We start from the raw sequence: 24478 nt of genomic DNA, 5'->3' as shown, positions 1-24478 counted from the left end.
CGCTGTTCGGAATGCAGGGAAAATGAAGCAGTCAGTCTGCCGCAGCTTCAATGAACCGGACGAACTCTGTCTTGCCGTCCTTGACCTCAAGAAGCGCCACGCGCTTGATGACAACGCCGTTGTCCCTGAACTTCATGGTTCCGCCGTAAACGCTCTTGAAGCTGTTGTCGGCCCAAAGCTGTTCGGTCAGGTCCGCGCTGGCAAAATCCTTGCCTTTTGCGTCATGAGCGCGCGAGATCAGCTCTGCGATCACATAGATCGCTTCATAGTAGTTCGCCGCGTAGAAATCCGGATCGTCGCCGTGGCGCGCGACATAGGCATCATGGAAATGCTTGCCCCATTCGTTTTCTTCGCTGGCTGAGAAGTAGTCGGTCACGACGAAGATATTTTCGGAGTGATCCCCCGCAATGGCGAAATCCTCGCTGGTCCACTCCATCGACTGAACCGGGACGTTCACCTGGATATCACGCAGCCGCTTCACGGCTATCCCGGCCTGGGGCGTGGTCGCCCAGTTCAGCACCACATCGGGTCTCGCAGCGCGTATCTTTGCGATTTGCGCATCGATATTGGTGGCATCATTGGCGAATTGCTCTGACGCGACAATTTCTACACCAGCGCGCTCTGCGGCCTCTATGGCTGCCGCAATGGCGCTATCCCCGAATTCCGATTTTATGGCGATCTGAGCAATTCTCTTATGCCCGGACTCTACCGCGTAGGCGACGCTTGCAAGCGCGAGGTCGAGCGCCATCGACCGGTTGTGGAACATATGATCAGATACGCCGATCATCTTTGGGCTGACGCCGCCCCCGTTCAGGGTGAAAATTCCGCGATCCTGCGAAATCGGCGCGATCGCAGCCGTCGGACCAGAGAAGGACGACAACACTGCCTTCACCCCGACTACATTGATCAGCCGGTTCATGCCCGTCACAGCGGCCTGTGTGTTGCCGCTTTTGTGGTCCTCGATCACCAGCTCCAGCTTTCTACCGTCTACGCCCCCTTCTGCGTTGATCTCGTCGATCGCAAGCTGCGCACCTTGGCTCATGACCTGACCATAGTAAGGTGCGGTTCCGCTCATCGAAAAAATGCCACCGATCTTTATCGTGTCTTCCGCAGTTGCGGGTGTACCCGCAGCGAGAATTGTACCGACGACGGCACATGTCAGACCCTTGATTGCCTTGGTAAACATGAATTCCTCCCTTTTTCTGTAGTGAGAATACAGTACAGTATAGAGAATTCCACAACTTTTTATTGGGCGCCTCGATTTTTCATCATAGCACGTGTGGATTTCAGAAATACCGGACAGCCGTTTCAGTAATTCCCGGACAGTTCGGGCACGGCTGATCATCTGCCTGCGATCATGTTTCGGTTCGGATAGTCTCGGTGTTTTCCGCGAAGGTCAAGTTCGCGTCTCGGTCCTTTCTGCGCGTGCTGTATCCCTTGAGTTCGATGCGGTGGGCGTTGTGAACGATCCGATCGAGGATGGCGTCGGCAATGGTGGGGTCGCCGATCATGTCATGCCAACCCGAGATCGGCAGCTGGGCGGTGATGATGGTGGATCGCCGCTGATAGCGCTCCTCGAAAAGCTCGAGCAGGTCGAGGCGCTGTTGGTCGATCAGCCCATGCGTGCCCCAATCGTCGAGCACCAGCAACTGGACGCGTGCCAGCTTGTCGACGAGACGGAGGAAGCGCCCATCGGAAGCCATCGGTGATTTCCTCAAGGTAGATGGCCTCTTGCTTAAGACTTCGCCAGAGACGCTCCATAAAGATGTTGTCGAGATATCTACCACGCCCATCCATTGAGATACGCACCCCGGCCTCAGTCAGCGTCGTGATCCAGGCCGATCCGGTGAACTGCGCCCCTTGATCCGTATTCATGATCTCAGGCGAGCCATGTTTGGCGATGGCCTCGTTCAATGCATCAACACAGAAGTCGGCGTGCATTGTGTTCGACAGCCGCCAACTCAGCACCCTGCGCGTGGCCCAATCCATGATGGCCACCAGGTAGAGGAAGCCGTTCTTGACCGGCACAAACGTGATATCTGCGCACCAGACCTGATTGGGGCGGTCGATGATCATCTTTCTTGGCAGATACGGATAGACCGGGTGCTGCGGGTGCGGCTGGCTGGTTCGAGGGCGTTTGTAGATCGCCTCCAGGCCCATCTCGGCCATCAGACGCCGGACACGGTGGCTCCAACGACAATGCCTTCACGGCACAGATAAGCGGCGATCTGGCGCGACCCGAAAAACGGATACTTCGTGAACACCCGGTCAATTTCTTTCATCATTACCAGCGTGTCTGCGTCGATCCCGACGGGCGTGTAATAGAACGCCGACCGGCTGAGCCGCACCAGCTTGCATTGTTGGCTGATACTGAGCTGCGGGTGGTCCCGCTTGATTATCGCGCGTTTCTTCTCGGGGCTCATCGCTTCAGACCTTCGGACAAAAAATCGTTCTCGACCGCAAGCCTCCCGATCTTAGCATGGAGTTCTTTGACATCAGCCTCGGTCGGCCCCTCGGGCTTGCCGCCGCGGGCAAACACATCGGCCATACCCTCAACCGCCTGACGCTTCCACGTGCTGACCTGGTTCGGATGAACCTGATGCTTGGCTGTAATCTCCTGGATCGTCTTGTCGCCTCGCAGCGATTCCAAGGCCACCCTGGCCTTGAACCGGTCTGTAAACTTCCGGCGCTTCGCCATCTTCGTATCCCTTCAAAGGTTGGGGATACACCTTAGCCGACTGGCCAGTCTTCTGGGACCACTTCAGTCGGTGACCATTGACTGCAAAGATGTGTCTGAGATACATGTTAAGATACCACAGGGTACGATTGATTTCTATCACGGCCAGAATAGCGCGATGCGCAGAATTCCCAACCAGACGACGGAGGAAGAACCACCATGGACGGAGGAAGAACCACCATCCAAGACTTAGCACAGATCAGCCTGGGAGACCTCCTTCGCCGCATCGTATCCGCAATGCCTGATGCCGACTTCCTGGTGACCGAGAACGAGAGAATCACGTTTGCCCGTTTCGACGATGAGGTTGACCGCGTGGCAGACGGTCTTCTTGCCGCGGGCTTCGGGAAAGGCGATCATGTGGCGCTTTGGATCACAAATGACCCCGACTGGGTGAGGATGCTTTTTGCCGCCGCGCGAATCGGCATGGTCGTGATCCCGATCAACACCAGGTACAAGTCGGGCGAACTGGAATACATCCTCCGTCAGTCCGACGCCCGCGCCCTGCTGATGATGGACACCTGCTGGGGCATCGACTATCCTGCGCTTCTGGGCACCGTGATCCCCGATCTTGCCAGTCAGCGTCCGGGAAACATCCGCTCCGATGCCTTGCCCGAACTCCGCGCGATCTTTTCCTGGGGGGACACCTCGCCCCCCGGCGCAATCTCGATAAACTCACTTCTGGAAAGGCCGGCCAACGCCGAACGTGTACGTGTCGCTGCCGAGGCCGTTCGACCCGAGGACCCGGTGCTGATCTGCTACACCTCGGGTACTACCGGACGGCCGAAGGGTGCGGTCCATTCCCACGCGGTCGTCCGACAGTCGATCAACGTTGCGCATGCCATGGGCATGAAGACCGGAGACGCCGTGCTTGGCCACATGCCGTTCTACCATGTCGCCGGGCTGTTCATGGGCGTTCTTCCGGCCGTTATCCACGGAATGAGCCTCATCGTGATGCGGGACTGGAACGCCGACCGAGCACTGGACCACATAGAGGCAGAGAAGATCGCGCATTTTGGCGGAATCCCTACCCATTTCCTCGATTGCTTCGATGCACAGGAGAAACGGTCGCGCGATCTGAGCTCGGTGCGCGCGGCATGGATCGGGGGCGCTGCGGTAAGTCCCGAGGTGGTGCGCCGAGCGCGCGAGGTCTTCTCGACGCCGCACATCCTGGCCTCCTACGGGATGACGGAAACCACGATCTCGACCACCTTCACGCGCTACGACGATCCGCCCGAGATCGCCGAAGCGAATATTGGAAAGCTGGCCGGAGACTACGAGGCAAGGATCGTCGATCCGAGCAGCGGCGCGACGCTTGGCGCGGGCGAAATCGGTGAGCTTCAGGTGCGCGGCCATATCGTCACACTGGGATATTACAAGAACCCCGAAGCCACCCGCGAAGCGATCACCCCCGAGGGCTGGTTTCGTACCGGAGACCTAGGCGTCTTCGATGAACGCGGCTATCTGAAGATCACCGGGCGCATCAAGGAAATGTTCATCGTGGGTGGATCAAATACCTATCCGGCCGAGATCGAGGCGCATCTTGAAACCCACCCCGCGATCCGCCAGGCACTGGTGGTGGGGGTGCCGCATGAACGCCTTGGCCAAGTGGCATATGCTTACATTCTTCGGTCCGGCGATGCCGAAACTTTCGACGAACAGGCGGCGGTCGACCATTGCCGGGGGGCTATCGCGGATTACAAAGTGCCACGATATGTGCGCTTTGTCGATGCTTTCCCAATGACCGAAAGCGGTAAGATCCAGCGGCATGTGCTTGCCTCTCAGGCGGAAGCTGAAGTCGCCGGGGCAAAGGCAACGGCCTGATTTTGCCCGGATTGGCGGTCTGCCTGCCTAGACGGAGAGCACCCCAAAGTGTGGGGCAGTCATGCGGCCAGTTGATCCTCAGTTTTTGGCATTATGCCTGGATACCATTGTTCGAATTTGGGGCGGAGGATTCCGTCGAGCGCTCGGGTTAGGGTTTGCAGCATGAGGTGAGCTAATGGGATGAACTGTCTTCCCGCCAAACCGCAGCTATTGTTGCGGGCATAGGTGGGAAGAGAGCATTCCGATGGATATCGAAGTTTTGGGCATTGGTCTGGGCAAGACCGTTTGCAGCCTTGCAGGACTGGACGCGACGGGAGCGGTTGTTTTTCGCTAGCGCCTTCAGGGACACCGTCTGTTGGATTTTTTGGAGAGGCTGCGACCCTGTGTTGTCGCGAGGGAAGCCTGCGGAGGCGCACATCACATCGGGCGCCATTGCCTTCAACACGGGCACGAACCTCGGCTGATGTCGCCGCTTTATGTCCGCCCCTACGTCAAAGTCCACAAGAACGACGATCGTGATGCGGAAGCGATAGCCGAGGCGGCGACGCGCCCGACGATGTCGTTCGTCGCGATCAAATCGGAAGAACAGCTCGATCTGCAGGCGTTACACCGCGCCCGCGAGCGCGCTGGTGACCGAGAGGACGCGCCTGATCAATCAGGGCCGGGGCTTTCTGATGGAGCGCGCATCCGCGTCGGGGCGGGCCGTCACGTCTTCCAGAAGGAGTTGATGAGCTTCGCGGCAGAAGGTTCTCCCGATCTGTCGCACCGCATCCTTCTGATGTTGTCGGATATGGCGATGGAGCTGGCCACGATCAATGGTCGGGTCGACGCCATCCACGCTGAGATCAAGGCGCTGGCCAGGATGGATACCGACATGCAGCGTCTGATGGAAATCCCTGGCGTCGGTCCAACCATTGCCAGTGCGCTTGTGGCCGCCGTCGGTACCGGCAGCAGCTTTGCCAAAGGGCGCGATCTTGCCGCTTGGCTCGGCCTTGTGCCACGGCAGATCACGACGGGTAGCAAAGCCAAACTTGTCGGCATCTCGAAGCACGGCAATCGTTACCTTCGTAAGCTGTTCATCCATGGCGCGCGAACGGTTCTGCATCTCGTGCGGGATCGAACCTCGCCGATAACGCGATGGGTGGACAGCCTGAAGGAACGCGCGCACGTTAACGTTGCTGCCGTGGCGATGGCCAATAAGATGGCGGGATTTCCTGGGCAGTGTTGACGAAGGGTGAGCGATACCGCCCCACTGCACTTGTCGGCGAGGAGAAACATAGGAATCTGCGAGCGAGGAGGAGATGGACGGTGTTGTCACATTAACTCAACCAGTCTTCAGGTTAGCGTGCCGATTTCACATCAAGCGACGTTGGTTGCGATTTTCCATGCCTCGAATGCTTCCAGTCGGTGGTAACGGATCATAAGGGCTGCGCGGCGGCGGGCTGGGACGGAGAAGGAATTTCGGGTTGCGGAGTGCATGGACACGAAACGCTGCATCGTCCGTTCTCTTTTTTCAACGGCAAATGGCTGTTCTCGGCGCGGTTATTGAGCCCTTTGTGCGCCAGTGATCAAGGCCGGGGGCGACATCCCGCTTCGCTGCGCCGTAGGAGCGGAGCTTGTCTGTGATGATCCGTCTGGACACGAAGCCGCAGCGTTTCATCAGCCTGACCAAGAGTCGCTTTGCCGCGCGCTTGTCCCGCCGGGGTTGGAGGATTTCATCCAGAACAACACCGTCCTGATCGATGATCCGGCAACTCGAGCCCGTTTACGTGACAACACCATTTAGTGTATTACCGCGGCGACCGCTTGGCGAGGATGCGTTGCAATGTCCGCCGGTGCATATTCAGCCGCCGCGCGGTTTCGCTGACATTGCGGTCGCACAGTTCATAGACGCGCTGGATGTGTTCCCAGCGCACGCGGTCGGCGCTCATCGGGTTCTCCGGCGGGTCCGGCAGCTCGTCATCGCTGGCCAAAAGCGCCTTGATGATGTCGCTGGCATCGGCCGGTTTCGACAGATAGTCGGCGGCGCCGATCTTGACCGCGGCAACGGCGGTGGCGATGGCGCCATACCCCGTCAGCACCACGATGCGCGCATCGGGGCGCTTTTCGCGAATCGTCTCGACCACATCCAGCCCGTTGCCATCCTCCAGCCGCAAGTCGCACACTGCATAGGCCGGCGGGCGCGCCGAGGCGATCGCCCGGCCTGCTGCGACTGAATCGGCGGTTTCGACCTCGAATCCGCGGCGTTCCATCGCCTTGGCGAGGCGCCGCAGAAAGGGTTCATCGTCATCCACCAGCAGCAGAGACTTGTCAGGCCCAAGGTCGGGCTGGTTATCGGCCATTCAACTCTCCAATCAATTCGCACCCCTTATGCCGATTCGTTCTAGCCCGCCGCCCCGCATGCGTCAAACCATCGCAGAGACTACATCGCATCCAGGAAGCACCCGACCCTGTCGGCCATCTGTTCCGGCGTCACGTCGCGCCGGAAAAATTCCACGAACCCGGTTTCGGGCAGCACCAGGTAAGTCAGCGTCGTATGATCGACGAGATAATATTCGTCATCACCCGAATCCTGGGCCTGATAATAGGTGCGGTATGCCTGGCTTGCCGCCTTGACCTGTTCGGGGCTGCCGGTCAGCCCGACCATGCGCGGATGCATGTTGGCGGCATAATCGCCGACCACCTCGGGCGTGTCCCGCTTGGGGTCGATCGAGATGAAAACCGGCTTTACCATCGTTCCGCGTTCTTCAAGAATTTCAACCGCTTCGGCATTCCTGGCCACGTCCAGCGGGCAGACATCCGGGCAGAAGGTATAGCCGAAATAAAGCAACGCGGGCTGATCAATGACATCCTCGTCGGTCACCGTCTCGCCGGCCCCATTCACCAGGGTGAAAGGCCCGCCGACGCTGGGCCCGCCGACGACCTGGCCCTGCCGGCACTGGGCGAACTGGTCGTTCTGCCCGGACATGGACGTCATCCAGTAGATGCCGCCAAGCAGCAGGATCACGGCAGCTAACGCCGCGATGGCAATATTTCGGGTCATGACAAATTCCGATTTCGGTTTCTTTTATGTTCCCACCACAATTAACATCGCCAGCGCGAACTGCAACGGCACCGAGGCCAGCAATGCCACAGCTTTATCCGGCACCGGCCCGGACAGACGACAGCGACCACTGGATTCGGCTGCGAACACTGGTGGTGTTGCGCTGGTGGGCGATCCTGGGCCAGGGCGCGGCGCTGATCGTCGCCCAGCGCCTTTATGATCTCGAACTCGAGATGGGACTTTGCTTTCTCACCATCGGCGTATCGGTGATCACCAACGTGGTGGCCAGCTTTGTCTTTCCCGAAAACCGGCGTCTGTCGGAACGCGAAACCCGGCTGGTGGTTCTGTTCGACATGCTGCAGCTTGGGTTGCTGCTTTACCTGACCGGCGGGCTGCACAACCCGTTTTCGATCCTCATTGTCGGGCCGGTCACCGTGTCGGCGCCGGCGTTGTCGCCGCGTTCAACGCTGTTTTTGGGAACGGTGTCGATCATCATCGTCACCGCGCTGATCTTTTTCCACCTGCCGCTGCGCATGGCCGACGGAAACATCCTGCGGGTGCCGCAGATATTTCTCTACGGCACCTGGTTCGCCATCGTGATCGCGGTGGTGTTCCTCGGTGTCTATTCGCGCTGGATCGTGACCGAGATGCACGCGATGTCCGAGGCGTTGCAAGCCACGCAAATGGCGCTGGCCCGCGAACAGAAGCTGACCGACCTGGGCGGTGTGGTGGCGGCCGCCGCGCACGAGCTGGGCACGCCGCTGGCCACGATCAAGCTGGCCAGCGCAGAGCTGGCCGATGAATTGGCGGAAAACGATGAATTGCGCGCCGATGCGCTGCTGATCAGCCAGCAGACCGACCGATGCCGCGACATCCTGCGGTCAATGGGCCGGGCTGGCAAGGACGACCTGCACCTGCGGACTGCGCCGATCTCGGCCGTGGTTGAAGAGGCCGCCGAGCCGCATGTGGACCGGGGCAAGACGATCCGGTTCGACCACGGGCCCAGCGATGGCGCGCCGCCGGCACAACCCGAGATGTGGCGCCGGCCAGAGGTGATCCACGGTCTGCGCAACCTGGTGCAGAACGCCGTCGATTTCGCACGCGAAAATGTCTGGGTCGAAAGCCGCTGGTCCGACGACACGATCACCGTGCGGATCATGGATGACGGGCGCGGATACCCGCCGCATCTGCTGGGCCGGATCGGCGACCCGCTGATGCGCCGGCGCGGCCACGCCTTCGACCCGCAGCGCCCCGAATACGAGGGCATGGGCCTTGGCCTCTTCATCGCCAAGACCCTGCTTGAACGTTCGGGCGCCGAGCTGAGCTTTGCCAACCAAAACGACCCGTTGGGCCGCCAGCAGGGCAGCGCCGGCCGCACCGGCGCGGTGGTCGAGGTCACCTGGCCCCGCAGCAAGATCGCCCCCGCGACCGGCCCCGAACGGCGGGCGCTGGGGGAAAACCAGCCGATCCGCGGCTGAGCGCCGCTTTTCGCCACCCCGGTTAACCAGCCGTTAACCTTGGTCCCGCAGCCTCCGCCCCCGAAGGTTGTGGAGGTTGCGATGACGGGCATATTGCCCATGCTTCTGGTTGCCATACTTCTGTCGGGTCTCCTGGCAGGCATGGTCCTGTGGGTGTTGAGCCGGCTTTTCCGCCCGCACCCAGCCCCCTGCCCCGTGCAGGGCCTGACCAGCAGCTTTCTGATCCGCGACGGCCGGCTGGCCGATCACGACGCCGGCATAGATCCGGACATCGGCGACTGGCCACAGATCAGGGCGTGGCTGGGCGACCGCTTCGATGAGCTGCCTGACGAGCTGCCCGAACCGGGATTCGCCCGAACCTTGCGCTATTCAGCCCGGCAAACAGACGACAACGCCAGCCTCGCCATAGCCCCGGTGCGCGGTGGCCATCGCATTACGCTGACCGAAAAAAACCCACCCACCCCGGCGCAATGGCACGACACCACCCGACGCCTGGCCCGCGAACAGGCGTTTCGCGGCGTGGCCGATGCCGCACCTGTCGCCATCTGCACCCTGTCAGGGGATGGCCGCATTCTGTGGCGCAACGACCTGTTTGGGGCATTCACCGATTCTCAAGCGGACCAGATCGTCACCACCGCCGGTAGTGTGGCCGGGGACCACGTGCAGGTTGCCATTCCCGACCTTGTCACCGGGGCCGAGCGGCATTTCGACCTTTGCACAACCGGGCCTGCGGATTGCCGCACCGTCTACGCAGCCGAGATCACCCGCCAGGTCGACGCCGAAATCATGCGTGGCAGTTTCATCCAGACCCTGACCAAGACCTTTGCCGATCTTGCAACCGGGCTGGCCGTTTTCGACCGCGAACAGCAGTTGGTGCTGTTCAATCCCGCGATGATGGACCTGACCGGCCTGCCGGCGGATTTTCTCAGCGGCCGTCCGGGGCTGTTGGATTTCTTCGACCGACTGCGCGAACGGCAGGTTCTGCCCGAACCCCGGCACTATGCCGCCTGGCGCGCGCAGATCAACGACATGATCGAAACCGCGACCGGCGGCCACTATGCCGAGGCCTGGACCCTGCCCAACGGGCTGACCTACCGCGTCACGGGGCGCCCGCACCCGGACGGCGCCATCGCCTTTCTGATCGAGGACATCACCGACGAGATCTCGCTCACCCGCCGCTCGCGCACCCAGATCGAGATCCGGCAGGCGGTGCTCGACACCCTGGACGAGGCGGTGGCGGTTATCGGGCCAGACGGGCTGGTGATGCTGTGCAACGGGGCCTGCCGCACATTGCTGGGCATCGATCCCGTCAGCAGCTTTGCCGAAACCGGCATCGATGACCTGTTGCGCGTCTGCCGCGCGCGCTTTCCCGACCCCGGGTTCTGGGATGTCATCGCCGCCGGGCAGCAGCGGCAATCGGTACGGTTGCACGACAGCTTTGGCGCCGTCTTTGCCGCGCGCTGCGAGCCGCTGCCGCGCGGGTTCTTTCTGCTCCGCCTTGCGCCTGTGACCGACCCCGAACGGATCACCGCCTGACCGGGCAATCGCCCTTGCAGCACCGGCGCGCGCGTGTACTCTCGCCCGCATGCCGGAAACCCGTTTCACCCTCACCTGTAACAGCCCGGATGCCGCCGCCTGCGCCGCCCGCGCGCTAGCCGAAATGTTGCGCCCGGGTGATACCGTGCTGCTTTCGGGCGCCGTGGGCGCCGGCAAGACCCACTTCGCCCGCGCCGCAATCCAATCGCTGCTGGAGATGCCAGAGGACGTGCCCTCGCCCAGCTACACGCTGGTGCAAACCTATCCCGGCCGTCACGGCGACATCTGGCACGCGGACCTCTACCGCCTCGGCGATGTTTCCGAACTGGTCGAGCTGGGGCTCGAAGACGCCTTTGAGGCCGCGATCACACTGATCGAATGGCCCGACCGGCTGGGCGATCTGACCCCGGCGCAGGCGCTGTCGATTGGCATCGAGGCGCAAGACGACGAAGATGCGCGGATGCTGACCTTTGAATGGCGCGATCCGAAATGGCCCGACAAGCTGAAGGGGCTGCGCCATGACTGACCGGATGGCCTGCATCTCCGCCTTCCTGGCACGCGCCGGATGGTCAGATGCCACCATCGCGCCGCTGGCGGGCGACGCGTCCAACCGCCGTTATCTGCGGCTGACCGATGGCCCTGGCGGGCAAGGGGCCGTGCTGATGGACGCCCCGCCCGAACGGGGTGAGGATGTGCGCCCCTTCATCCGCATCGCGCAGCACCTTGCCGGGCTTGGCCTCAGCGCCCCGGCAATCATCGCGCAAGACACCGACGCCGGGCTGCTGCTGCTCGAAGACCTGGGCGACGCCATTTTCGCGCGGGTACTGGAAACCTCTCCAGAGCTGGAAAACGGTCTCTATTCCAGCGCAACAGACCTGCTGGCCGCCCTGCACGACCACCCCCTGCCCCAGCCCATCGCAGCATATGATCCGCCAATGATGACGACGCTGGCCGCGCTGGCGTTCGACTGGTACCGGCTTGGCACGGCGGGCGATGCTGGTGCCGTGCTGAAAGAGCAGTTTTGCGCCGTGTTAGAGCCGCTTTTGACCCGCCATGCAGCCGCAGCCGACGTGCTGATCCTGCGCGACTATCACGCCGAAAACCTGCTGTGGCTGCCCGAACGCACCGGCCTGACGCGTATCGGGTTGCTGGACTTTCAGGATGCGCTGGCCGGTCACCGCGCATATGACCTCGTCTCCTTGCTGCAAGACGCGCGGCGGGACGTGCCAGACAGTATCGAATCCGCCATGTTAGAGCGTTATATCGCCGCCACCGGGCAGGATGCGGAAAGTTTCGTCACCGCCTATCGCCTGCTTGGCGCCCAGCGCAAGCTGCGCATCCTTGGCGTCTTCGCCCGGCTCTGTCTGCGCGACGGCAAGCCACGTTATCTCGACCTCATCCCGCGGGTCTGGGCGCATCTGCAACGCGACCTTGAGCACCCCGTGCTGGCGCCCCTGCGGCCGATCCTGGCCGACGCCCTGCCCGCCCCCACCCCATCAAACCTTGCCCGGCTGAAAGACCAATGCGCGATCATCCCCACTCTGTCATGATCTTCGCTGCCGGTTTCGGCACGCGAATGGGCGCGCTGACGGCCGAGCAGCCCAAGCCGCTGTTGCCGGTGGCAGGCCGGCCGCTGATCGACCACGCGATTTCGCTGGCGCGCGACGCCGGCATCGGGCGGATCGTCGCCAACTTGCACTATAGGGCCGAAATGCTGCGCGAACACCTTGCCGGCAGCGGCGTGATCTTGTCCGAGGAAACGCCGGAGATCCTTGAAACCGGGGGCGGGCTGCGCGCGGCGCTGCCGCTGCTGGGGCCGGGGCCGGTGTTCACGATGAATTCCGACGCCGTCTGGTCGGGGCCGAACCCGCTGCGTCTGCTGGCCGAAGCGTGGGAGCCCGCCCGCATGGACGCGCTGCTGCTCTGCGTCGAAAAAGACCGCGCACTTGGTCACCAGGGCAAGGGGGATTTCGTGATCGGCGAGGCCGGGCGCGCAACCCGTGGCCCGGGCGTGGTGTTCTCGGGCGTGCAGATACTGCGCACTGACGCGCTGGCCGATATTCCGCAAAACGCCTTTTCCCTCAATCTGTTGTGGGACAGGATGCTGACCGATGGCCGCCTGCATGCGCTGGCCTATCCGGGGCGCTGGTGCGATGTCGGCCACCCCGAGGGGATCACCCTGGCCGAAACCATGCTGGAGGCGTCCGATGTTTGAACCCTCCGCCACACCCCGCGTGTTTTCCGTGCCGCTCGGCGTCGATTTCCCCAGGGCACTGGTGCGCGGGCTGACCGATCGCAGCGCCAACGCCCCGCCAGAGGCGCTGGCGCGGGTGCACCTGATCGTCAACACCCGCCGCATGGCCCGCCGCATCCAGGCGCTGTTCGATGACGGCCCGGCGCTGTTGTTGCCGCGCATCGGCCTTGTCACCGACCTGGGCCAGATGCACCTGGCCGATGCCGTACCGGCCCCGGTGTCGCCCCTGCGGCGGCGGCTGGAGCTGTTGCAACTGGTCTCGGCCCTGCTCGACCGGCAACCGGACCTGGCGCCGCGCAGCGCGCTTTACGATCTTGCCGACAGCCTGGCCGGCCTGATGGACGAGATGCACGGCGAAGGTGTCTCGCCCGATGTCATCGACGCGCTGGACGTATCCGACCAATCCGGGCACTGGGCACGCATCCGGGCCTTTTTAGGCATAGTTCGTCACTATTTTCAGGGTGACGACGCCGCCCCCGACACCGAGGCGCGCCAGCGCATGGTGGTCGAGGCGCTGAGCCGGAAATGGCAGGCCAACCCGCCCGATCATCCGGTGATTCTGGCGGGTTCAACCGGCTCTCGCGGGGCGACGCAGTTGCTGATGCAGGCGGTCGCCCGGCTGCCGCAGGGGGCGGTGGTGCTGCCCGGTTTCGACCGCGACCTGCCCGACGAGGTCTGGCAATCGCTTTGCGATCCGCTCCAGGGCGAAGACCACCCCCAGGCGCGCATTGCCCAGGTGATGCAGCGGCTCGACATCGGGCCGCAGGACATCGCCGACTGGACTGACACCGCCCCCGCCTGCCCGGCCCGCAACCGGCTGGTGTCGCTGGCGCTCAGACCCGCGCCGATCACAGATCAATGGCTGCGCGACGGTCCCGGCCTGCGCGACATTCCCCAGGCAATGGCGGATGTCACCCTGCTGGAGGCCCCCGGCCCGCGCGACGAGGCGATGGCGATTGCCCTGCGCCTGCGCCAGGCCGCCGAGGACGGGCAGAGCGCAGCACTGATCACCCCCGACCGCACGCTCAGCCGCCGGGTGACCGCCGCGTTGGACCGTTGGCACATCCGCCCCGACGACAGCGCCGGCGTGCCGCTGCACCGTTCGGCCCCCGGCCGTTTCCTGCGCCACGTGGCAGAGCTGTTTCACCTGCCCCTGTCGGCCGAGGCGCTGCTGACGCTGCTCAAACACCCGCTGACCCATACCGGCAGCGATCGCGGCCCACATCTGCGCCTCACCCGCGAGCTGGAGCTGCACCTGCGCCGCAACGGCCCGCCCTACCCCGACACCGCCGATCTGCGCGCATGGGCCGCCGGCACCAAGAACCCGCAGGCGCAGGATTGGTCGGAATGGGTGATCGCCTGCTTTACCGGCCAGCAAAGCGCCGAGGAAGAGCCGGTAGAAACCCGCGTCGCCCGCCACATCGCCCTGGCCGAACGCATCGCCCAGGGCACGAACGGCGAAGGCAGCGGCGAATTGTGGCTGGAGGATGCCGGCGCAAAGGCGCAAAAAACAGTCTCTGACCTTGCTGAAAATGCGCCTTTTGCCGGTGCGCTCAATGCCCGCGACTATGCCACGCTGGTGCATGCGGTGCTGTCGCGCGAACAGGTTCGCAGCGCCGTCGCCTCGCACCCGCTGATCCGCATCTGGGGTACGCTTGAGGCGCGCGTTCAGGGCGCCGACCTGCTGATACTCGCGGGGCTGAACGAGGGAAGCTGGCCCCAGACCCCGCCGCCCGACCCGTGGCTGAACCGGGCCTTGCGCGCGCAGGCGGGGCTGTTGCTGCCCGAACGCCGGATCGGCCTTTCGGCGCATGACTTTCAACAGGCGCTGCTGGCGCCAGAGGTCTGGATCACCCGCGCGCTGCGATCCGACGATGCCGAAACGGTGCCGTCCCGCTGGCTCAACCGCTTGCAAAACCTGCTGGCTGGCCTGCCCGACCAGGGCGGTGCGGCGGCGCTGAAGGCGATGCGCGAACGCGGCGATCACTGGCTGCGCCTGGCCGAGGCGTTCGAGACGCCCGAACGGGTCGCCCCCGCGCCGCGCCCCTCGCCCCGCCCGCCGGTCGAGGTGCGTCCGCGCAGGCTGTCCGTGACCGAGATTCAAAAGCTGATCCGCGACCCCTATGCCATCTATGCCAAGCATGTCCTTGGGTTGCGCCCGCTCGACCCGCTGATGCGGCTGCCCGACGCACTGTTGCGCGGCACCGTCCTGCACGAGGTCATGGAGCGGTTCATCAAGGCCACGCTGGACGACCCCGCACACCTGACGGCTCAGGCGCTGATTGCCGAAACAGTCTCTGTTCTGGCTGAAAACGTGCCTTGGGCCGAGGCACGGCTGCTGTGGCAGGCGCGGCTGGAACGGGTCGCCGAGGCGTTTGTCGAGGCCGAGAAAGAGCGCCGCAAGGTCGCCCAACCGGCGATATTCGAGGGAAAGGGCGCCGCCGAGATCCCCGATCTGGGTTTTACCCTGTCGGCAAAGGCCGACCGCATCGACATCGACGAAAGCGGCGCGTTGCATATCTACGATTACAAGACCGGCGCGCGCCCCAAACCCAAGCAACAGACACATTTCGACAAGCAGCTCCTGCTGGAGTCCGCGATCGCCACGCGGGCGGGGTTTGGCGATCTGCCGCCCTCGCCTGTCGCCAGCGCCACCTACTTGGGGCTGGGCACCGGCGCGCCGGTCGTACCCGCACCGCTGGACGACGAGCCGCCGGAAAAGGTGTGGGAGGAATTTCAGAAACTCATCGCCAGCTACATGTCGCCCGAGCAGGGCTATACGTCGCGGCGCGCGGTGGAACAGACCCGCTTTCCGGGCGATTACGACCACCTTGCCCGCATCGGGGAATGGGACCCGATAGATGAGCCCGAGAGTTGCGAGGTGGGCCGATGACGCGCCATGACGACGCCACCATGCGCCAGATCGCGGCCTCGCGGCCCGGGGTTTCGACCTGGGTTTCCGCCAATGCCGGGTCGGGCAAGACCAAGGTGCTGACCGACCGTGTTGCGCGGCTGCTGCTCGACGGGGTCGATCCGCAGCACATCCTGTGCCTGACCTACACCAAGTCCGCAGCGGCCGAGATGCAGAACCGCCTGTTCAAGACGCTTGGCGCCTGGGCGATGCTGCCCGATGATGTGCTGGTCGACCGCATTCGCGGGCTGGGGCATGATTTCCGCGCCGCCGTCCCTGCGCTGGCCCATGCGCGCAGCCTCTTCGCCCGCGCGATCGAGACGCCCGGCGGGCTCAAGATCCAGACGATCCATTCCTTTTGCAGCGCGCTCTTGCGGCGTTTCCCGCTTGAGGCCGGCGTAACCCCCCATTTCACCGAAATGGAGGACCGCGCCGCCAAGCTGTTGCGCGCCGAGGTGGTCGAACGCCTCGCCGCCGGGCCACAGGCCGACCGCCTGCACGCACTGGCGCGGCACCTGTCGGGCGACACGCTGGAGGATCTGACCAGGCAGGTCGTGATGCACCGCGCCGCCTTTGCCGATCCGGTCGACGACACCGAGCTGGCCCGCCTGTTCGACCTGCCGCCCGGCTGCACGCGCGAAAGCCTGATCGCAGAGGTGTTTCTTGGCGACGAGGCCGACCTGCTGAACGATCTGGTCCCCGCACTGCTGGCCAGCGGCACCAATGACGTGAAAGCGGCCAACAAGCTGCTGCAGATAGCGGCGCTCGATTTTGACGCGCTGCCTGTGCTGGAAGAGGTTTTCTTGCTCAAGTCGGGCGAGAACGCCTTTGCTCCAAAAACCCCGGACTTCACCAAACAGCCATTTGCGACCCAGGGCTTGCGCAAAAAGCACCCAGATATGTTCGATGCGATTGATGCTTGGATGCACTGCGTGTCAAACGCTCGCGAACGCCGGCTCGGCCTCGTCGCGATGGAAAAAACCCGCGCGCTGCACGATTTCGCCCGCCTCTTTCTACCCGCCTATGAAGAGGCCAAGCTGCTGCGCGGGTGGCTTGACTTCGACGACCTGATCCTGGGCGCGCGCGACCTGCTGACCGACCGGCGCGTTGCCGACTGGGTGCTTTACAAGCTCGACGGAGGTATCGACCACATCCTCGTGGACGAGGCGCAGGACACCAGCCCCGTTCAATGGCAGGTGATCGAACGACTGGCGCAGGAATTTACCAGTGGCGAGGGCACGCGCCCGGACGCCCCGCGCACGATCTTTGTCGTCGGCGACAAGAAACAATCGATCTATTCCTTCCAGGGCGCCGATCCGCGCGAATTCGACCGGCTGCGCGAAGAATTTTCTGAGCGCCTGGCGGCCACGACGACACCGCTGCAAACCATCGCGATGGAGCATTCCTTTCGCTCGTCTCCCGCCGTGCTGAACCTGGTCGATGCCACCTTTGAAGGGCTGGAAGAAAGCGGTTTTACGCCGGAACAGTCGCACAAACCGTTCAAGGCGGCGATGCCCGGCCGGGTCGATCTGTGGCCGCTGGTCGAGGCCCCGGAAACCCCCGAAGAACCGGTATGGTACAGCCCGCTGGACATCCGCACGCCGGATGATCCGGGCATGGTGCTGGCGCGCACCGTGGCCGATGCCATCGCGGCGATGATCGGCACGCCGCTGCCCGACGACACGGGGCAGGGGGCACGGCCCATCACGCCGGGCGACATCATGGTGCTGGTGCAGCGCCGATCGGACATGTTTCACGAGATCATCCGCGCCTGCAAGGCGCGCGGTCTGGCCGTTGCCGGGGCCGACCGGCTGAAGGTGGGGGCGGAGCTGGCGGTGAAGGACCTCACCGCGCTGCTGTCGTTCCTCGCCACGCCAGAGGACAGCCTGTCGCTGGCCACGGTGCTGCGCTCGCCGCTTTTCGGCTGGGACGAGAACGCGCTTTACGGCCTGGCCCAGGGCAGGGCGCAACGCTATCTCTGGGCCGAGTTGCGCGACCGGGCGGGCGAGTTTCCCGACACGATGACGGTTCTGAACGACCTGCTGGCGCAGGCCGATTACCTGCGCCCCTACGAACTGATCGAACGGGTGCTGACGCGCCATGACGGCCGGCGGCGGCTATTGGCCCGGCTGGGGATCGAGGCCGAGGACGGCATCGACGCGCTGCTGGCGCAGGCCATGGCCTTTGAACAGAACGCCGTCGACAGCCTGACGGGTTTCCTGGTGTGGATGGAAAGCGATACGCTGGAGATCAAGCGCCAGATGGGCAGCACCGGCGACCGTATCCGGGTGATGACGGTGCATGGCGCCAAGGGGCTGGAGGCGCCTGTCGTGATCCTGCCCGATACCGCCGAAATCCGGCCGCGCAACGATGGCCAGATCGCCGCCGGCCCGGTGCCGCTGTGGCGGATGACCAAGCCCGAGGCGCCGCAGATACAGCGGCAGGCAGACGCCGCCGCGCAGGCCGCCGGCGCCGCCGAACGCGACCGGCTGCTTTACGTCGCCCTGACCCGCGCGCGGCAATGGCTGATCGTTGCCGCGGCGGGCAAGCTGGGCAAGGACGGGCAATGCTGGCACGACAAGGTGCGCGCGGGGATGGAACGGCTGGGCGCGGCCCCCTTTGCCAGCCCCACCGGGGACGGGCTGCGCCTGGAATTCGGCACCTGGCCCGATGCGGCCGTCGAGGCCGAGAAAGAGGAAACACCGCCCTTGCCCGCGGTTCCGGCGTTCCTGTCCAACCCCGCACCCGACCTGCCCGAGGCCGCCACCGCCCTCAGCCCCTCCGACCTGGGCGGGGCCAAGGCATTGCCCGGCGATGCCGACGCTGATGAGGAAACCGCCAAGCGGCGGGGCCGGCTGCTGCACCGCCTGCTTGAACACCTGCCCGCGGTGCCGGCGGACGGATGGCCGCCTCTTGCCGCGCGGCTCTTGTCGATGGGCGAGGATACCGCCCAGGGGGACGAGCTGGCGGAACTGCTGGCCGAGGCGGCAAGCGTTCTGCGCGCACCCGCGCTGGCACATCTGTTTTCCACCGATGCGCTGGCCGAGGTGGCGATCACCGCGCCGCTGGCGTCGCTCGGCAACAGGCGCATCCGGGGCGTGATCGACCGCCTGATCGTCACGCCAGAGCGCGTGTTGGCGGTGGACTTCAAGTCCAACGCGGTGATCCCTGACCGGGCAGAAGACACACCTGAGGGGCTGTTGCGGCAGATGGGCGCCTATGCCGAGGCGCTGATGCATGTCTATCCGGGCCGGCAGATCGAAACAGCGCTGGTCTGGACCCGCACCGCCACGCTGATGCCTCTTGCGCACGATCTCGTGTTGGCGGCGCTGCGGCGCACCCCGCCGCCTTGACGCGCCCGGCGGCCCTACCTACGTTGCGAACCGACACAGACCCCATTTCCCGGAGAGACAGATCATGGCCACCGTTGCCGTTACCGACCAGACCTTTGACGCCGAAGTGAAGAATTCCGACATCCCCGTGGTGGTGGATTTCTGGGCCGAATGGTGCGGCCCCTGCAAACAGATCGGCCCCGCGCTGGAAGAGCTTTCCGAAGAGCTGGGCGGCAAGGTCAAGATCGCCAAGGTCGACGTTGATGCGAACCCCAACACCGCCATGCAGATGGGCATTCGCGGCATTCCGGCGCTGTTCATCTTCAAGAACGGCGAGGTGGTTTCCAACCGCTCCGGCGCCGCCCCCAAGGCTGCGCTGCAAGGCTGGATCGAAGAATCGATCTGAACGCCTTCGCCAGACCATCCAGAAAGGGTCGCCAGCAGGCGGCCCTTTTCTTTTGCCCATGATGGCTGTTGAGTGTCGGCCATGACCCTGACCAATGCCGACATGGCCGAACTTGTCGCGCTGCGCCGCGAATTGCATCGACTGCCAGAGCTTTCCGGGCAAGAGGGGCAGACCGCACAGCGAATCGCGGCAGAGATGGGTCGCCTTGGGCCCGATACGCTGATCACCGGGCTGGGCGGGCACGGGGTTGCCGCCGTCTGGCAGGGGGCCGATGCCGGGCCGACGGTGATGTTCCGCTGTGAACTCGACGCACTGCCGATCCAGGAAACGGGCGATCCCCCGTATCGGTCGGCCGAGCCGGGCAGGGGGCATCTGTGCGGCCATGACGGGCACATGGCGATCATGGCCGGGCTGGCCCGTCGCCTGTCACGCCAGCCGCCACGGCGGGGGCGTGCGGTGCTGCTGTTTCAGCCGGCCGAGGAAACCGGCGCCGGTGCAGCGGCGGTTATTGCCGACGAAAAATTCGCCGCCATCGCGCCGGATTTTGCCTTTGCGCTGCACAACATGCCGGGGCTGCCGTTGGGCCATGTCGGACTGGCCGAGGGGCCGGTGAACTGCGCCTCGCGCGGGCTGGCGGTTACGCTGACGGGCCATCCGGCGCACGCCTCCGATCCCGAAAGCGGGTGCTCGCCGATGCCGGCACTGGCGGACCTGATGCCGGCGCTGACCGCGCTGGGGCAGGGCACGCTGGATGATCCGGATTTCGCGCTGGTGACGGTGACGCATGCCCGCATGGGCGAACCCGCATTCGGCATCGCGCCGGGCGAGGCCACGCTATACGCCACGCTGCGGACGTTGACCGACGACACCATGACAGCGCTGGTCGGCAAGGCGTTGGACCTTGTGACCAAGGCTGCCCACGCGCACGGGCTGGCGGTCGAACACCGATTTGAGGACGTGTTCCTGCATTGCGAAAACGACCCGCGAGCGGTGGCGGTTTTGCGTCGCGCGCTCGACCGGCTGGGAATGGCGCACTCGACGGCAGGCCAGCCCTGGCGCGCGTCAGAGGATTTCGGCCGCTTCGGCCAGCACGCAGCAGCGGCGATGTTCCTGCTGGGCTCGGGCCGGGACCACGCCGCGCTGCACCATTCCGATTATGACTTTCCCGACGACCTGATCGCCCCGGCGGTGCGCATATTCGAGGCCACCGCGCGCGACCTGCTGGGGTGATGCGGCCTTGCGCCGCGCGGCGCGCGCTTCCATATAGGCCCGAACCAACGGAGACAGCGCATGAGCAACGAATTCCCCGGCTGGCACGGCACCACCATCATCGCGGTGCGCAAGGGTGGCGAGGTTGTCGTCGCCGGTGACGGGCAGGTCAGCCTTGGACAGACGGTGATCAAGGGCACCGCGCGCAAGGTACGCCGCCTCAGCCCCGGCGGGTATGACGTGGTTGCCGGTTTCGCCGGATCGACCGCCGACGCCTTTACCCTGCTGGAACGGCTGGAAACCAAGCTGGAGGCGACACCGGGCCAGTTGCAGCGCGCCTGCGTCGAGCTGGCCAAGGACTGGCGCACCGACAAGTACCTGCAAAAGCTCGAGGCGATGCTGATCGTCACCGATGGCAGCCAGCTTTATGTCATCACCGGCGCCGGCGACGTGCTGGAGCCCGAACACGATGTCGCCGCCATCGGGTCGGGCGGGAACTATGCCCTGGCAGCCGCCCGCGCGATGATGGACAGCGACAAGACCGCCGAACAGGTCGCCCGCGCCGCCATGGCGATTGCCGCCGATATCTGCGTCTATACCAACGGATCGCTGACCGTCGAAGCCATCAGCGCATGATCGGCGATGATGACATCCGCGCCGCCGTTGCCGCCGGTATCGTGACCGAGGCGCAGGCGGCCAACCTGTGCAGCCTCGCCGACAGCCGCCGTGGCGCGCGCGAAAACCTGACGCCGGGCGATGAGCCGTTCGAACTGTTTCGCGGCTTCAACGAGATCTTCATCGTCGTAGGGCTGCTGATCCTGTCATCGGGCTGGGTGGCGGTGAATGCCGCCATCGCCACCGACCAGATCGTCGATGTTCGCGCCCACGCGATGAGCATGGCCGGTATCGCTGCCGTGGTGTTGTGGCTGCTGGGCGCGTATTTTATCCGCCGCCGCCGCATGGTGGCCCCCGCCATCGCGTTGACGTTGCTGTTCTTCGCCAACGCGGTCAGCGGGTTTACCGCCGCGCTGTCGCAGCCTTTCATGGTCGCGCAGGACGAATATTCCAGCCTGCCCTGGCCGTTCCTATTGTCTACGCTGGCGCTGTGGGCGTTCTGGTGGTGGTTCCGGGTGCCCTTTGCGCTGGCGATCATCGCCATGGGCCTTTTTACCGTGGCGATCCTGCTGGCGGCGACGGCGGCGGGCAGCCCCGACAGCCTGGATGCGCTATTCCTGCTGTCTGCTGGCGGGCCCTTTGCCTGGATCACGCTGGCGCTGGGCTTTGCCGTCTTTGTCGTGGCGATGCGGTTCGATATGAGCGACCCGCACCGGGTGACGCGGCGCGCGGCAAACGGGTTCTGGCTGCACCTTGTGGCGGCGCCGGCGCTGGTGAACACGCTGGCGCTCAGCCTGCTGGATGCGGGCACCGCCCTGTCACATGCCACCCTGGTGCTGGTGCTGACAGTGATTGCGCTGGTCGCCATCGTCATTGACCGGCGGTCATTCCTGATGGCGGCGGTGGGCTATAGCGTCGCACTGGCGCTGACGGTGTTGGGCGGCGACGGTGCACCGGTGACGATCCTGTCGCTGGGGGTGGTGTTGCTGATGCTCGGCGCCTTTTGGGAGCGCATCCGCGCGCGGCTATTGCGCCTGTTGCCATTCCTGCCGCTGGATCGTTTGCCACCCTCTGGCTAAGGCACGGTTTTCGGCGGTTGTGTTTTCGCCGCCCGTGCTTACGTTGCCCTCATTCACTGACAGGAGCCCCGGATGACCGACCTCACCCCGCGCGAAATCGTCTCGGAACTCGACCGTTTCATCATCGGTCAAAGTGACGCCAAGCGCGCCACCGCCGTGGCCCTGCGCAACCGCTGGCGGCGCAAGCGGCTGGCCGACGACCTGCGCGAAGAGGTTTATCCGAAAAACATCCTGATGATCGGCCCGACCGGCGTCGGCAAGACCGAGATCAGCCGCCGCCTGGCCAAGCTGGCGCGCGCGCCCTTCATCAAGGTCGAGGCAACCAAGTTCACCGAGGTGGGCTATGTCGGGCGCGATGTCGAACAGATCATCCGCGACCTTGTCGATGTCGCCATCGCGGAAACCCGCGAGCACATGCGCGAAGAGGTCGCCGCCAACGCCCACAAGAACGCCGAGGAACGCGTGATCACCGCGCTGGCCGGTACCGACGCGCGCGATGGCACGCGCGAGATGTTCCGCAAGAAACTGCGCGCGGGCGAGCTGGACGATACCATCATCGAGCTGGATGTCGCCGACACCGCCAGCCCGATGGGGATGATGGACATTCCCGGCCAGCCGGGCAGCCAGATGGGCATGATGAACATCGGCGATCTGCTGGGCAAGGCATTCGGCGGGCGCACCACCCGCAAGCGGATGCGCGTGGCCGACAGCTATGAAATCCTGACCAGCGAAGAGGCCGACAAGCTGCTGGATGACGAGGCCGTCAACCGCGCCGCCCTGAGCGCGGTGGCCGAAAACGGCATCGTCTTTCTGGACGAGATCGACAAGGTCTGCGCCCGTGCCGAAACCCGCGGCGCCGATGTCAGCCGCGAGGGCGTGCAGCGTGACCTGCTGCCGCTGATCGAGGGCACCACCGTCAGCACCAAGCACGGCCCCGTGCGAACCGATCATATCCTGTTCATCGCCTCGGGCGCGTTTCACATCGCCAAGCCATCCGACCTGTTGCCCGAATTGCAGGGGCGGCTGCCGATCCGGGTCGAGCTGCGCGCCCTGACCGAGGCCGATTTCGTGCGCATCCTGACCGAAACCGACAATGCCCTGACGCGCCAGTACACCGCGCTGCTGGGCACCGAAGAGGTGACAGTCAGCTTTACCGACGACGGCATCGCCGCGTTGGCCCGCATCGCCGCCGAGGTCAACCAGACGGTCGAGAACATCGGCGCAAGGCGGCTTTACACCGTGATGGAGCGGGTGTTCGAAGAGCTCAGCTATACCGCGCCCGACCGATCAGGCGAAACGGTGGTGGTCGATGCTGCCTTTGTCGAAAAGAACCTGGGCGAGTTGATGAAATCGACCGACCTGTCACGGTATGTTTTGTAGCGGGCCACTCTAAACGGAAAGCAGCCCGCACAATATTTAGCTATACGACAAGTGCGCAAGTGCGGAGACTGAGGAGGTTATTGGGCTCGTAGTCATCTGCTTTGGTCTTGATGTATTTGTTTCCGAACCGGCTCACTGCAACAATAACATCCGTGCGACGACCGCCGTTTTCTACGTAGAACTGGTTCTCACCACTTTCGATACGCCGGATAGCCTCTTTCTGAGTAATCCGCCAACGTGTGCCGTTGTGATTTAGACCACCAACATGCGTGATAGCCTCGGTCGGATCATAGCGATCCTCTTTTTCGATACAGTCGATTTTGTGCGCCATCTCTGGAGCTCCTTTTTGTCGATTTAGGGACCGGAGCGGAGCACGATTGTCTAGAAAGAGCTTGGCTCCGGGCTCAGATCAACCTGAGCGAGTCCGGAAATACACAATTGCAGCCGATGAGTCAATCTGACGCACCAGATGGTGGTGTCTGCGTCCCGCCAACACCAAAATATTGCGCTTATGCATACCTAAGAAAAACGGGGAGGCGCATAACTGCATCCTCCCCGTAAGAGCCAAGCTCTTTCTAGACTCGGTGAGTCAACTAGATTGTTTGATTCGAGGCAAGAGTCCAAATTGCAACACTTCAAACCGACGAAAGTTAAGGGAGGGAAATTTTGCCGCCTTC

General features: G+C 64.0%; 19 protein-coding genes and 2 pseudogenes. 14 read left to right on the top strand and 7 right to left on the bottom strand.

Annotated elements, in window-relative coordinates; genetic code table 11:
• Positions 1-31: 31 nt before the first annotated feature.
• The 3 genes and pseudogenes from DL899_RS06135 to DL899_RS20215 form a co-directional block, all read right to left on the bottom strand.
• Complete coding sequence (locus DL899_RS06135; protein WP_162685516.1) at positions 32-1186, bottom strand: ABC transporter substrate-binding protein; 1155 nt, start codon at positions 1184-1186, stop codon at positions 32-34.
• A 169-nt stretch (positions 1187-1355) separates the two neighbouring features.
• Complete coding sequence (locus DL899_RS06130) at positions 1356-1643, bottom strand: ATP-binding protein (RefSeq protein ID WP_420820955.1); 288 nt, start codon at positions 1641-1643, stop codon at positions 1356-1358.
• A pseudogene (locus DL899_RS20215) lies at positions 1573-2698 on the bottom strand (IS3 family transposase); the annotation flags it as partial. The gene DL899_RS06130 and the pseudogene DL899_RS20215, both read right to left, overlap by 71 nt.
• Positions 2699-2974: 276 nt before the next feature.
• On the opposite strand from DL899_RS20215, the gene DL899_RS06110 reads away from it, so the two are divergent.
• Both DL899_RS06110 and DL899_RS06105 read left to right on the top strand, forming a co-directional pair.
• The gene (locus DL899_RS06110) at positions 2975-4558 is read left to right on the top strand and encodes an AMP-binding protein (protein ID WP_162685515.1); all 1584 of its coding nucleotides are present in this window, start codon (positions 2975-2977) and stop codon (positions 4556-4558) included.
• 355 nt (positions 4559-4913) lie between these two features.
• Positions 4914-5786, top strand: a complete 873-nt coding sequence (locus DL899_RS06105) for an IS110 family RNA-guided transposase (RefSeq protein ID WP_338049647.1) — start codon at positions 4914-4916, stop codon at positions 5784-5786.
• Positions 5787-5917: 131 nt separating this feature from the next.
• Here the strand turns inward: DL899_RS06105 and DL899_RS06100 are convergent.
• The 3 genes and pseudogenes from DL899_RS06100 to DL899_RS06085 form a co-directional block, all read right to left on the bottom strand.
• Positions 5918-6308: pseudogene (locus tag DL899_RS06100) on the bottom strand (DDE-type integrase/transposase/recombinase); the annotation flags it as partial.
• A gap of 40 nt (positions 6309-6348) precedes the next feature.
• A complete protein-coding gene (locus DL899_RS06095) occupies positions 6349-6900 on the bottom strand; it encodes an ActR/PrrA/RegA family redox response regulator transcription factor (protein ID WP_111733087.1) in 552 nt (183 codons plus the stop codon).
• Positions 6901-6980: 80 nt separating this feature from the next.
• Positions 6981-7601, bottom strand: a complete 621-nt coding sequence (locus DL899_RS06085; RefSeq protein WP_111733085.1) for an SCO family protein — start codon at positions 7599-7601, stop codon at positions 6981-6983.
• An 83-nt stretch (positions 7602-7684) separates the two neighbouring features.
• Here DL899_RS06085 and regB point away from each other — a divergent pair, with 83 nt between their 5' ends.
• From regB to hslU, 12 genes are all read left to right on the top strand, one after another.
• Positions 7685-9079 (top strand): sensor histidine kinase RegB, encoded by a 1395-nt coding sequence (gene regB, locus DL899_RS06080; RefSeq protein WP_111733084.1) that lies wholly within the window; start codon positions 7685-7687, stop codon positions 9077-9079.
• Between the two features lie 81 nt (positions 9080-9160).
• A complete protein-coding gene (locus tag DL899_RS06075; protein WP_162685514.1) occupies positions 9161-10615 on the top strand; it encodes a PAS-domain containing protein in 1455 nt (484 codons plus the stop codon).
• 49 nt (positions 10616-10664) lie between these two features.
• On the top strand, positions 10665-11141 hold the full coding sequence (gene tsaE / locus DL899_RS06070) for a tRNA (adenosine(37)-N6)-threonylcarbamoyltransferase complex ATPase subunit type 1 TsaE (protein ID WP_111733082.1): 477 nt from the start codon (positions 10665-10667) through the stop codon (positions 11139-11141).
• Complete coding sequence (locus tag DL899_RS06065; protein ID WP_111733081.1) at positions 11134-12165, top strand: aminoglycoside phosphotransferase family protein; 1032 nt, start codon at positions 11134-11136, stop codon at positions 12163-12165. The genes tsaE and DL899_RS06065 overlap by 8 nt, the downstream gene beginning before the upstream one ends.
• Positions 12138-12830 carry a nucleotidyltransferase family protein gene (locus DL899_RS06060; RefSeq protein ID WP_111733080.1) on the top strand — a complete coding sequence of 231 codons (693 nt, stop codon included), beginning with the start codon at positions 12138-12140 and terminating at the stop codon, positions 12828-12830. The genes DL899_RS06065 and DL899_RS06060 overlap by 28 nt, the downstream gene beginning before the upstream one ends.
• On the top strand, positions 12823-15762 hold the full coding sequence (addB, locus tag DL899_RS06055; protein ID WP_111733079.1) for a double-strand break repair protein AddB: 2940 nt from the start codon (positions 12823-12825) through the stop codon (positions 15760-15762). Before DL899_RS06060 ends, addB begins: the two co-directional genes overlap by 8 nt.
• The gene (gene addA, locus DL899_RS06050) at positions 15759-19133 is read left to right on the top strand and encodes a double-strand break repair helicase AddA (RefSeq protein WP_111733078.1); all 3375 of its coding nucleotides are present in this window, start codon (positions 15759-15761) and stop codon (positions 19131-19133) included. The genes addB and addA overlap by 4 nt, the downstream gene beginning before the upstream one ends.
• 64 nt (positions 19134-19197) lie before the next feature.
• The gene (trxA, locus tag DL899_RS06045; RefSeq protein ID WP_111733077.1) at positions 19198-19518 is read left to right on the top strand and encodes a thioredoxin; all 321 of its coding nucleotides are present in this window, start codon (positions 19198-19200) and stop codon (positions 19516-19518) included.
• Positions 19519-19599: 81 nt separating this feature from the next.
• Positions 19600-20748 carry an amidohydrolase gene (locus tag DL899_RS06040; RefSeq protein ID WP_111733076.1) on the top strand — a complete coding sequence of 383 codons (1149 nt, stop codon included), beginning with the start codon at positions 19600-19602 and terminating at the stop codon, positions 20746-20748.
• A gap of 60 nt (positions 20749-20808) precedes the next feature.
• The gene (hslV, locus tag DL899_RS06035) at positions 20809-21363 is read left to right on the top strand and encodes an ATP-dependent protease subunit HslV (RefSeq protein ID WP_111733075.1); all 555 of its coding nucleotides are present in this window, start codon (positions 20809-20811) and stop codon (positions 21361-21363) included.
• A complete protein-coding gene (locus DL899_RS06030) occupies positions 21360-22421 on the top strand; it encodes a hypothetical protein (RefSeq protein ID WP_111733074.1) in 1062 nt (353 codons plus the stop codon). The genes hslV and DL899_RS06030 overlap by 4 nt, the downstream gene beginning before the upstream one ends.
• Before the next feature lie 72 nt (positions 22422-22493).
• A complete protein-coding gene (gene hslU, locus DL899_RS06025) occupies positions 22494-23801 on the top strand; it encodes an ATP-dependent protease ATPase subunit HslU (RefSeq protein WP_111733073.1) in 1308 nt (435 codons plus the stop codon).
• Between the two features lie 40 nt (positions 23802-23841).
• On the opposite strand, the gene DL899_RS06020 is transcribed toward hslU, so the two are convergent.
• Positions 23842-24132: a DUF3892 domain-containing protein gene (locus tag DL899_RS06020; RefSeq protein WP_111733072.1), complete on the bottom strand. Its 291-nt coding sequence runs from the start codon at positions 24130-24132 to the stop codon at positions 23842-23844.
• Between the last annotated feature and the right edge of the window lie 346 nt (positions 24133-24478).

The sequence above is a fragment of the Roseovarius amoyensis genome (genome assembly GCF_003260265.1).
GTDB classification, from domain to species: domain Bacteria; phylum Pseudomonadota; class Alphaproteobacteria; order Rhodobacterales; family Rhodobacteraceae; genus Roseovarius; species Roseovarius amoyensis.
The sequence above is the reverse complement of the archived record's forward strand: the minus strand, read 5'-3'. Positions and strand labels throughout refer to the sequence as shown.